Source organism: Acidiphilium sp. (genome assembly GCF_049977125.1).
Lineage (GTDB): Bacteria > Pseudomonadota > Alphaproteobacteria > Acetobacterales > Acetobacteraceae > Acidiphilium.
This window is the reverse complement of the sequence record NZ_JBMFGY010000083.1, coordinates 1-11049: the sequence shown is the minus strand read 5'-3', so window position 1 is coordinate 11049 and position 11049 is coordinate 1. Positions and strand designations below refer to the sequence as shown.

At 66.2% G+C, this 11049-nt stretch carries 8 protein-coding genes; 1 reads left to right on the top strand and 7 read right to left on the bottom strand.

Going from position 1 to position 11049, the window contains the following annotated elements:
* The 7 genes from ACP5E6_RS12365 to ACP5E6_RS12335 all read right to left on the bottom strand — a co-directional run.
* A partial coding sequence (locus tag ACP5E6_RS12365; RefSeq protein ID WP_427954543.1) for an EAL domain-containing protein occupies window positions 1-4455 on the bottom strand: 4455 nt, incomplete at its 3' end.
* A 101-nt stretch (window positions 4456-4556) separates the two neighbouring features.
* Window positions 4557-5819, bottom strand: a complete 1263-nt coding sequence (locus ACP5E6_RS12360) for a TCR/Tet family MFS transporter (RefSeq protein ID WP_427954542.1) — start codon at window positions 5817-5819, stop codon at window positions 4557-4559.
* 24 nt (window positions 5820-5843) lie between these two features.
* Window positions 5844-7376, bottom strand: coding sequence for a monocarboxylate uptake permease MctP (gene mctP, locus ACP5E6_RS12355; RefSeq protein ID WP_427954541.1), 1533 nt, complete (start codon window positions 7374-7376; stop codon window positions 5844-5846).
* 10 nt (window positions 7377-7386) lie between these two features.
* Window positions 7387-7593 (bottom strand): DUF3311 domain-containing protein, encoded by a 207-nt coding sequence (locus tag ACP5E6_RS12350; protein ID WP_427954540.1) that lies wholly within the window; start codon window positions 7591-7593, stop codon window positions 7387-7389.
* A gap of 52 nt (window positions 7594-7645) precedes the next feature.
* Complete coding sequence (gene gmk / locus ACP5E6_RS12345; RefSeq protein ID WP_427954539.1) at window positions 7646-8275, bottom strand: guanylate kinase; 630 nt, start codon at window positions 8273-8275, stop codon at window positions 7646-7648.
* A complete protein-coding gene (locus ACP5E6_RS12340; protein ID WP_427954538.1) occupies window positions 8268-9170 on the bottom strand; it encodes a YicC/YloC family endoribonuclease in 903 nt (300 codons plus the stop codon). The genes gmk and ACP5E6_RS12340 overlap by 8 nt, the downstream gene beginning before the upstream one ends.
* Window positions 9167-10183 carry a site-specific DNA-methyltransferase gene (locus ACP5E6_RS12335; RefSeq protein WP_427954546.1) on the bottom strand — a complete coding sequence of 339 codons (1017 nt, stop codon included), beginning with the start codon at window positions 10181-10183 and terminating at the stop codon, window positions 9167-9169. Before ACP5E6_RS12335 ends, ACP5E6_RS12340 begins: the two co-directional genes overlap by 4 nt.
* A gap of 257 nt (window positions 10184-10440) precedes the next feature.
* Here ACP5E6_RS12335 and ACP5E6_RS12330 point away from each other — a divergent pair, with 257 nt between their 5' ends.
* A complete protein-coding gene (locus ACP5E6_RS12330; RefSeq protein ID WP_427954537.1) occupies window positions 10441-10896 on the top strand; it encodes a host attachment protein in 456 nt (151 codons plus the stop codon).
* Window positions 10897-11049 lie beyond the last annotated feature (153 nt).

Sequence of the window (11049 nt, the reverse complement as noted above, 5' to 3'; positions counted from 1 at the left end):
CTCGTCCTGATCGAAGCTGGAGGCCGTCCGTTGCCACGCCTTGGCGAGCTGGCCGAGTTCGGTGGTCGGTTCACGCCGGTTGATCGTGAGGCGGAAACGCTCGAACCAGCGCGGCAGCTCCGCTGCCGGCATCGGTCGCGCCACCGCGTAGCCCTGGCCGGCATGGGCGCCGAGCAGCGAGGCCGCCTCGACCAGATCGTCGGTCTCCAACCCCTCGACCACGATTCGCAGGCCGAGGCTGCGTGCCAGATAGACCAGCGATCCGATCAGCCCGACCACCAGATCAGGCTTGTTGCGCGCATCACGCACCAGGGCCTGGTCGATCTTGACGCCCTTGAACGGCAGGGTGCGCAGCCGCAACAGGCTGCTATAGCCCGATCCGAGATCGTCCATCATGAGGTTGATCCCGCGCTGCGCCAAGGCGGTCACCGCCGCGTCACGGCGTTCGATATCAGCGACGTCATCGGATTCGAGCAATTCGAGGTAGAGCCGATCGGCCGGCAGATCCCCGCGGGCGAGCGCCGCCTCGACCCATTGCATGAAATCGGGTTCGACCATCACCGATAGCGGCAGGTTGAGCGCCACGCCGATCTCGAGTCCATGGTCTTCCAACGCCCTGACGTCGCTGATCGCGGCTTCAAGCCCGTCGATGAACAGGCGCACCAGCTCCACCTGGCCTAATGCGGGCAGGAATTCGCCGGGGGTGGCAAGACGGCCATCCGCCATGCGCAGACGCGCCAGCGCCTCGACCATGTAAGGTTCGCCGGTGCGCAGATCGATGACCGGCTGATACAGCATCTGTAATTGTCCGCCGTGCAGCCGCTGGCGGATCATGTGACGATAATCGGCCGACAATGGCGCGGCTTCGGCGCCGCAATCGCGGTGCTGATGGTTCTGGTGCGCATTCTGGCCGATCTGCCGGCCCAGAGCGTCGAGAAACATGCGCATGGCGGGGGATTCGAACATGCCCGGAAGGCGGCCATAAATCGCGAGCAGGGCAAACACGTGGCCGCGGGCGTCCCTGAGTGGAATCGCCGCACTGCTGCGAATGCCCGCCGCGTGAGCGGCATCGCGCCAGATCGTCATTCGCGGGTCGCTGTCGTAGCTGGCACAGGTCTCGATCGCCTCGGTGCGCCAGGCGCGCGAATGGGGCGATTGGCCGGTCGGTGCGGCACCATCCATCGAGACCGGCGCAATCATCCGCCGCTCGATCTCGCCCAGATAGCGCTCGAACGCGCCGCCGGTATATTCGTAGATCAACCGGTCCTGACTGTCGCGCCGGAACAGCGCCACACCGGCGACCCCTTCGAGTTCGAGCAGGTCCTGGGTCAGGCGGCGCGCGAAATCGGGCCAATTGGTCCGCTCGAGCCATGCCGAGCCATGGCTGCTCAGAAACATATGCCAGGATCGGGTGAGCGCGTTCATCCCTTCCAGAAGTTCGATGAGTTCGATCCGGGCACGATGCACCAGAAGCGAAGCGAGCCGCGTGCGTTCGACCCGGCGCAGCGGCAGATGCCGGACGCTGCGTAACAGCGTATCGAGATAGAAATGCATCGCGTCGATGATATCCGACGTGCTCTGCCCGAGCAGCGCGTGAATATGCCCGGCATAACGGGCGGCCGCCCTCAGCTCGGTGGCGGTGATGGTGGAGGCGATGATCTGTTGCAGATGCGCGCGATGTTTGGCCTGCGCATGATCACGATCACGGGGCGAGAACCGCTCGATGATCGCGTGGGATGACACCTGCTGGACCTGCAATGCGGCGAACCTTGTCATGAAATCGTCGACCGCCGCGACCAGTGCCGGCGCGACCCGTTCGAGCAGACGCGAGGCCTCGCTGCCGAACGGATCGTCGAACAGGAAATCCGCCTCGGTCGGACGTTCCTCGTCGGGCCGGTGCTGCTGCGCTTGCCAGAGCACCCAGCGCTGGCTGCGCGCGCCCTTGCGGGCCTTGGCGGCATAGAGCGCCTCGTCGATATGGCGGAGCAGCCGATCGGGTTCGGCATTGTCATCGGGAAAGATCGTGACACCGAAACTGGCATCGACCGATGCGCGCTGGCCGGACGCCAGGTCGAGCGGTGCGGTGATTCCGGAGGCGAGGCGTTCGATGATCTCTGCGAATTCTGGCATCGCCGTGAATTCTGGCATCGCCGCGAATTCTGGCATCGCCGCGAACTCAGACACGGTTGCCGATGCCGCCGGCGCGTTCCGGGCGGCCGCGTCGCGCGGTTCCGGTTCATTTTCCGGCAGATCGCAGACGATCACGAACTCATCCCCACCGAGGCGTGCGATCAGATCGGTGTCGCGCAGAGTGGCATGCAGACGCGCCGAAATCTGCTGCAATACCTGGTCGCCAACCCCGTGGCCCCAGCGATCATTGATCGGTTTGAAATCGTCGAGATCGATCAGGCAGATCATGGCCCGGCGACCGGTCTCGCGCGCCCGGAGGAGGCAAGGCTCGAGCTGGTGCAGCAGGCCACGCCGGTTGAGCAGACCGGTCAGACTGTCGGTATAGGCCATCACCTCGATCCGCGACCGCTCAGCGGCCTGATGCAGCGCCAGCGCCGCGCTGTCCATGATGCTGGTGATCAGCCCCTGCAATTCCGCATCGAGTCCATGCGGATCGGTCGAGACGATTTTGACCACGCCAAGGATCGCGCCGGTCTGAGGCAACAGGATCGGCCAGGCCGCGACCAGTTCGACGGTGGATAACGGGGGCTGACGCCAACGCTCCAGCATGCCCGGATCGCCGGCGGGATGCAGGATGATCCGGGGCTCCCGGCTGAGCCATACCCTGGTCGGCAGGCGGACCGGACTGCCATCGTCCGGTGCGGCCTGGGGTGGCGGCGGTGTCGCGACCAGCGTGGGTGCCAGCGGGCCGAGAGCAGCCACGCGCCGCAACACATCACCCTCGGGCAGAAAGACCGAGACCGCCGCCGCGCCGGTTTCCTGGACCAGGCTTTCAGCGAGAGTACGGCAGATGCTGTCCTGATCGGCGGTGGCGAGCAGGGTTTGCTGGATTTTGCGCTGCGCGGTGCGGTAGGTTTCCAGCCGGGCGATCTTGGCGTCATCGGCCCGCCGGTCGAGGCATACGGTGATTTCGTCGACGATGCGCTGGAACAGCACCAGCGCCTCCGGTCGCAGATCGTCGCGATGCGCGAAATGCGCCGCGAGCATTACGGTTTCATCCGCGCGGGTGCGGCTGGCGGCGGCCATGCATCCAGCACTGCCCAGAAGGCGCGCCGCCGGCGCCCAGGGCGCGAAACGCGGATCATCGATCGTCACCGCCTGAGGGCGTCCCGTGCGCATCGCCATGCCGCCGGGACCGCGGCCCTCGGGGTCTGCCGGATCGGACGAGATCGGCACTTCGCCGGCCAGCGCCGCGGCCGGTCCCGACCGGGCGATGATGCTCAACCATCGCGCCCCGGGCGGCAGGTGTCCGATATAGACCGTCATGGCGTCGAGCCGGGTGCAGAGATCGGCGCATAGCGTCTGCAAGGTCGCCTGTATCGGTTCGTCCGATCGTCGGTTGAGGACCTGCACCGTCTGCGCCAGCGCCGCATAGAATCGGCTCGCCTGGACGCTCTGCGCCTCGGCGGTGTGTTGGGCGGCGAGCACACGGCGCATGTTGCGCAGGGCCAGCACGCTCATGCCCGCGAACATCGCATCGAGCAGGAGTTCGCCCAGCAGGATCTGCAATCGCCAGGGCTGGGAAACGCGCATCGCGCGCGCGAAGGCGGCGGCACTCCACTGGGCGCGCACGATCCAGGGATAGCCGGGAATGGCGATGACGACCGAATCGGCCGCGGCCCCGATACGGGTATCCGGCGCGACCCAGCGCCCGCGCTGCCAGACCGAAATCGGCCGACCGCCGGTCAGGCTCGTGACCGTCACGGTCAGATCTGACGGTGTGCCGATCGAGCCCAGGCGGTTGAGCAGGACCGGTGAGCCGACATAGCCGATCGTCATCCCGTTCGCGCTGCGGACCCGCTCGCGCAGGGTGAGCACCCAAGCCCCGACCCGGTGCGCGTACGTCACCTGCCCGACCAACTGATCGGCGTTGTCCGGCAGGGGATGGAACCAGGCTCCCGCGGTAATCGGCCGTTGCAGCTGGTCGCGGCTCGACCAGAGCAGGCGATCACCCGATGGCGAGAGGATGTTGATGGCCAGGATCTGGCGGTGTCCGCTCGAGAAACTGCGCAGGGTGGCGCGCAGGGCCGGGGTGAGCCGCAGGGCGCCATCACCCTCGATCGGGATCAGTTTGCGCAGGAAATCAAGATCGGCGAACCGCTCGCCGAGGGTGGCCGCGACGGTATAGGCGACCTGCTGGGCCGACGTGGTGGCGCGGGTCCGAAATTGCGCTGCGGTGGCGTGGCGCAATTCCGCCGTCGACTCCCGGAAACTTGTCAGCAACAGGATCGCGACCAGTACGAAGGGCACAACTCCGATAGCCACGCTGGCCTGCCCGCCTGCGAATTTTTTGATCAAATCATCATCTCGATCCATCTACTGGCCATTCGATGGAGAGTATTCCCGATATTGCTTAACAAGCCGTTTCAGTCGAGCCGCTTCGGTTCAACGGCGACGGTCCGGGTCGCGCTCAGGCGCAGCGTCGGGCCGATCGATGCCAGGAGCAATCCGCCGGCGACGACCAGCGGAATCCCGGCGGTCCAGACCGAGGCGATGCCGCCGGGACCAAGGCATCGGGCGTAGATGCCGGTGAAGAGCAACGGGCCGATCAGCGCGGTCAATCCGGTCAGGCTGGCCAGCAAACCCTGAAGCCGGCCCTGCTCCGCGCCACCGACCCGATGGGCCAGAACGCCCTGCACTGCCGGCATCGACAGGCCCCAGATCGAAAACACCGGCACGCCGAGCCAGAAGATCAAGCTCCGCGGCGCCAGGCCGAAAATGACAAAGCCGATCGCGCCGAACAACAACCCCACCGCCAGGGTTCGCACCTCGCCAATCCGGTGCACCACCGGCCCGACCAAGGCGCCGCCGACCACGGCGAAACCAACCCCCGCGGCGGCCAGCGTGAGGCCGATTTCCAGCGGCAGCCAGCCGAACCGGTCCTGCACATAGAGCACCAGCACCGAGGGCACCGCCTGAAGCGCGAGGGTGCCGAGGGCATAGACAGTGGCCGGGGCGGCGACGCAGGGGCGACGCAAGAACCCGAGTGCTGAGAGCGGGTTGAGCGCCCGCCAGCTCAGCCTGGTGCGCGCCCGGCGCGAGAGGGATTCCGGCAGGGCAAACCAGCCATAGAAAAAATTCGCGAGCGCCAGTCCGGCGGCGAACCAGAACGGCAGGCGCAGCGAAATACCGCCGAGGATTCCGCCCAGCGCCGGGCCGAGCACGAAGCCGAGCGCCGCCGCCACACCGGAGATGCCGAACGCCGCCGCGCGCCGCTGGGGCGGGGTGACATCGGCGATATAGGCGTTGCCGGCGGCGATATTGGCCGAGGACGCACCGGAGAGAATCCTTCCGATGAACAGCCACCCCACCGTCGGCGCCAGCGCCATCACGGTGAAATCGATCGCCTGCCCCAGACAGGACAGAAGAATGACCGGCCGGCGGCCATAGCGGTCGGACAATGCGCCGAGGATGGGGGCGGTGATGAACTGCATCGCCGCCCAGGCCGCGCCAAAAATGCCAAAGACATGCGCGGTCAGCACCGTGTTGCCATGGACCAGCCCCTGCACCAGCCGGGGCAGCACCGGCAGCACGATCGCCATCGCCAGCATATCGAGCAGGATCGTCGCCATGATGAAGCCGAACGCAGCGCTGCGTCGCCCTGCCCGCAGGGGGGCCAGTTCACTCATGGCGAAACGGCGGGGGTGCGGGGTTCAGCCGTAATCGGCCTCCACCGTCACATCGTGGATCCGGTCGGAGGCGAAAGCGTGAAACACCGGCGACAGCACGGTTGCGACCACCACATTGACCACGAATGTCGCGATCGCGATGTAGCAGGGAAACACCATGCCAAAGAGGTGGAACGGAAAGATCGCGCCGGCGAGGTGATTGAGCAGCGCGTAATGCGTCGCCATGGTGATGCCGCAGGCCCAGCCGGCCAGCAATGCCCAGCCATTGTAGAACCTGGTGAACAGGCTGAACACGATGGCGGGGAAAATCTGGATCATCCACATGCCGCCGAGCAGCTGCAACTGGATCGCGTAGGTCAGCGGCAGGGCGAAAATGAACAGAAGGGCGCCGATGATCATCACGATCGAGAACAGTTTCGCGACCATCGATTCCTGAGCGGGCGAGATGCGCGGATGGATGAACTGGCGCCAGATGTCGCGGGTGAAGATATTCGCCGCCGCGATCGACATGATCGCCGCCGGCACCAGGGCGCCGATGGCGATGGCGGCGAAGGCGACGCCGACGAACCAGGGCGGCAGGGTATGGAGCAGCAGCGCCGGGACCGCGAAATTGGTGCCGAATTCCTTGAACCCGGCCGCGAATTGCGGCATGCCGGCGACACCCGCGGCCACCGCCATGGCACCCAGCAGGGTGATCAGGCCGAGCATCAGCGAATAGGCCGGCAGGATCACCGCGTTGCGCCGGACCGTCTCGCTGCTGGAGGCGGAGAGAATGCCGGTGGTGGCGTGCGGATACAGGAACAGCGCCATCGCCGAGCCGAGCGCCAGGGTCGCGTAGCCGGAATAGAGACCCGAACTGCCGGCGGGCGGGTGGGGCAGCAGGAGCTTGGCCGGGGCGATTTTCGCGAAGATCGCGCCGAAGCCGCCGAGTTGCGCCGGAATCACGATGATCGCGACGATGATGGTCAGATAGATCAGCAGGTCCTTGACGATCGCGATCATGGCGGGGGCGCGCAATCCCGAGGTGAAGGTGAAGGCGGCGAGGACGAGAAAGGCGATGATCAGGGGCAGATGCGCGCCGAAGCCCGCGCCGGTGATGCCGAGGCCGCCGATCACGGTCTGCATGCCGACCAGTTGCAGCGCGATATACGGCATCGTTGCGATGATGCCGGTGAGGCCGACGGCGAGGGCGAGGTAGCGGTTGCCATAGCGTCCGCGCACGAATTCCGGGCCGGTGACGAAGCCGTGCCGCGCGGAGACGCGCCAGAGTTTCGGGAAGATCACATACAGGATCGGGTAGGCGACGATCGTGTACGGCACCGCGAAGAACGCGATGGCGCCGGCGCCGAACATCAGCGCCGGCACCGCGATGAAGGTGTAGGCGGTATAGATGTCGCCGCCGATCAGGAACCAGGAGATGACGACGCCGAACTGGCGTCCGCCGAGGCCCCATTCGTGCAGATGGGTCATGTCACCGCGCCGCCAGCGCCCGGCCACGAAGCCGAGCGCGAGCACGAGGATGACCAGGGTGGCGAAGATGATCGTGGCGATGGACATGCGGGCGGCCTCAGGTTTCGGCGCGATAGACGATGAAGATGATCAGCGCCGAAACCGGCACGGCCAGAAGCTGATACCAGTAGAAAAACGGAAACCCGAACAGCGCGGGCAGCGCATGGTTGTAGAACGGCACCCACAGCGTGCCGACGAACGGCACCAGAAGAAGCAGTCGCCACGCTGACGCGCGGGGGGTGCGCGAGGGTATCGGTTCCGCCATCATGATCCTCCCGAGGCAGCCACGCTCGGATGACGAAGCTGTTACCCGTTGTTTAGGCCGAACTGCCGGGGTGGGGCAAGGCGGTGGGGATGACGCGGCGGGTCATCAGCCGGGAAGCCCGCAGAATGGCGCGCAGATCGGCCAGGGCGATGTCGAAATCATGGTTCTCGACGATGAAATCGAACTCGCCCTGATGCGCGAGCTCGGTCTCGGCTTCGGCCATCCGCCGGGCGATGGCGGCGGCATCGTCGCCGCGCACGATCAGCCGGGCGCGCAGATCGGCGAGGCTCGGTGTGCGGATGAAGACGCCGACGACGTCGGACGGCAGGGCCGCACGCAGCTGGCGGAAGCCTTGCCAGTCGATGTCGAACAGAACATCCTTGCCGGCCGCGAGCCTCTCCTCGATATGGGCGCGTGGCGTGCCGTAGGAGCGGCCGAATACGGTGGCGTGTTCGAGGAATGCGTCCTGCTCGATCATCGCGGCGAATTCGGCGGGGGTTTTGAAGAAATAATGCTCGCCATCCCGCTCGCCGGCGCGGGCGGTGCGGGTGGTGGCGCTGATCGAGAGGGTCAGATCGTCATCGCCATCGAGCAGGGCGCGTGACAGCGAGGTTTTGCCGGCGCCGGAGGGGGCGGCGAGCACGAGGCACAGGCCGCGCCGGGTCGTGGCGGGATTATTCAATATTCTGGACCTGCTCGCGCAATTGTTCGATCGCGGCCTTCAGCTCGAGGCCGATGGCGGTCAGATCGATCGAGGCGGATTTGCTGCATAATGTATTGGCCTCGCGATTGAACTCCTGGGTCAGGAAATCGAACCGGCGGCCGATCGGTGCCGCCTCGCCCAGAAGGGCGCGTGCGGCGGCGATATGCGCATCGAGCCGGTCGAGTTCCTCGCGCACGTCGGATTTGGTGGCGAGCAGCGCGATCTCCTGGGCCAGACGCTCCGGTGCGACCGGCCGGCTCTCGCCGAGCAGCGTGGCGAGGGCGGTCTCGAGCCGGGCGCGGTGCAGAATGATTTGCGCATCGGCGCGCTGCCAGGCGGTGGTGGTCAGGGTTGCGATCCGGGCGAGCAGCTCATCGATCACCACGGCGAGGCGTGCCCCCTCCCCGTCCCGTGCCGCGACCAGATCGGCCAGGGCTGCCTCGAAGCTCAGGGCCAGCTGGCTGGCCAGGGCGGCCTGGTGAACCTCGTCATCCTCGGGTTCGCCAGCGTCGCCGCCGGTCGGGCGGATCACGCCGGGCAGCGCCATCAACGCCTCGGCGCGGGGGGTCGGCATGCCGGGGATCCGGCGGGCGAGGTCGAGCGCGCGGGCGAGGTAGAGGTCGAGCACCGATTCATCGACCGCAGAGCTCATCGGCGCGTCACGGCGCAAGGTCAGGCCGACCGAGATGGTGCCGCGTTTCAGGCGGCGGGCGGCGGCCTCGCGCAGGGCGGGCTCCAGCGCGTCGAACCCCGGCGGCAGGCGGAGCTTCAGGTCGAAGCCGCGCCCGTTCACGCTGCGAAGCTCCCAGGCATAGTGAATGGCATTGTGCTGGCCGGCGGCGCGGGCGAAGCCGGTCATTGAGGAGATGTTCATGGCCGCAGGGTTTCGCGCACATGGTCCAGCGCCACAAGCCTGCCGTCGCGCTCGACGTGCCAGAAGGTCCAGCCGTTGCAGCTTGCGGCGTTCTGGACCAGCGAACCGACCTGATGGATCGAGCCGCGATGGGGGCCGGCAATGATGGTGGCATCGGCGGTGACGGTGGCGGCGATGCGGCGGAGGCGGTCGTGCAGGATGGTGCCGGGGGGGATCAGGCCGCGTTCGACCAGGACGCCGAAGGCGATGCGCGGGGCTTCGCGCCGGTTGGTGGCGGAGCTGGTGACATGGGCGGGGGCGGCGCGGAGTTCGCGCAGGCGCGCCCAGCCGGCCTCGACATAGGCGGGGTGGCGCTCGATGCCGATGAAATGGCGGTTGAGGCGTTTGGCGACGGCGGCGGTGGTGGCGGTGCCGGAGAACGGGTCGAGGATGACGTCGTCGATATTGGTGGCGGCGAGGATGACGCGGTGGAGCAGGGCTTCGGGTTTCTGGGTCGGGTGGAGTTTGAGGCCGTGCTGATTGCGCAGGCGCTCATTGCCGGTGCAGAGCGGAATGGTCCAGTCGCTGCGCATCTGGGTATCGTCGTTGAGGGATTTCATCGCCTGGTAATTGAAACGGTAGCGCGATTTCGGCTCACGTGCCGCCCAGATCATGGTTTCGTGCGCGTTGGTGAAGCGCCGGCCGCGAAAATTGGGCATCGGGTTGGTCTTGCGCCAGATGACGTCGTTGAGGATCCAGAAGCCGAGATCCTGCATGATCGCGCCGAGGCGGAAGATGTTGTGATACGAGCCGATCACCCAGATCGTGGCATCCTTGTGCATCAGGCGGCGGGCTTCGGTGAGCCAGGCGCGGGAGAAAGCGTCATAGGCGGCGAAATCGGTGAATTTGTCCCAATCGTCATCGACGCCATCGACCAGGCTGTCGTCCGGACGGCGGAGTTCGCCGCGAAGTTGCAGATTATAGGGCGGGTCGGCGAAAATGCAGTCGATCGAGGCATCGGGCAGCATGCGCATCGTCTCGGCGGCATCGCCGAGAAGCAACTGGTCGAGCGGCAATTCGCGAATGGCGGACAAGGGCAAGAGCAGCCTCGGATGATTTCAACCTCTATACCTGACGAAGCCGCCGTAGTCGCGTCAATGGGGGGTGGGCTCGCCACGGTAATTTCATCGCGTCGCGCTTGTGGCTTGACCTGGATCAAGCCGCCGCCCTGGGCGGGGTGATAGCCTCGGTCTGGACGGCATGAGATGCCGCAACAATCGAAGGACGTATCATGAAACACCCCCTGATTCCGAACGATGGCGTGGTTGTCGTCTGTGACGGCGGCAAGGCGCTGATCCTGCGTAATGATGGCGATCCGACACAGCTCAGCCTTTCGGTGATCGATGCCATGGTCGAACTGGAACCGGCGACGCATGAGCTTGGCGCCGATCGGCCCGGCCGGGTCTATCAATCGGTTGGCATGGCGCGCAGCGCGGTGGCGGCGGCCGATTATCACGATGTCGCGGAAACCGCTTTTCTGGCGCGGCTGGCGCAACGGCTGGACGGGCTGGTGAGCGACGGCGCGGCGGCGCATATCGTTCTGGTCGCGCCGCCGAAGCCGCTCGGTATTCTGCGCGAGAGGCTGAGCGGGACGGCCCGCGCCGCGATCGAGGCGGAAATTCCGAAGGATCTGGCCCATCTGTCGATCGTCGAGATCGAACGCCACCTCGCCCCTGCCGAAGGGTGAGGCGGAGATTGGGTTTTTGGCGGGTGTCGGTAGGCCCTGCTCCCTTATTGTTTTGACAACGTAACGATTAGGACGTGCGAAAGCCGGTGCCGCACATTAGCGATTTTTGAAGCTCTTGGGGTTGGGGATGAAATAATGATTGCCGGGACCGAG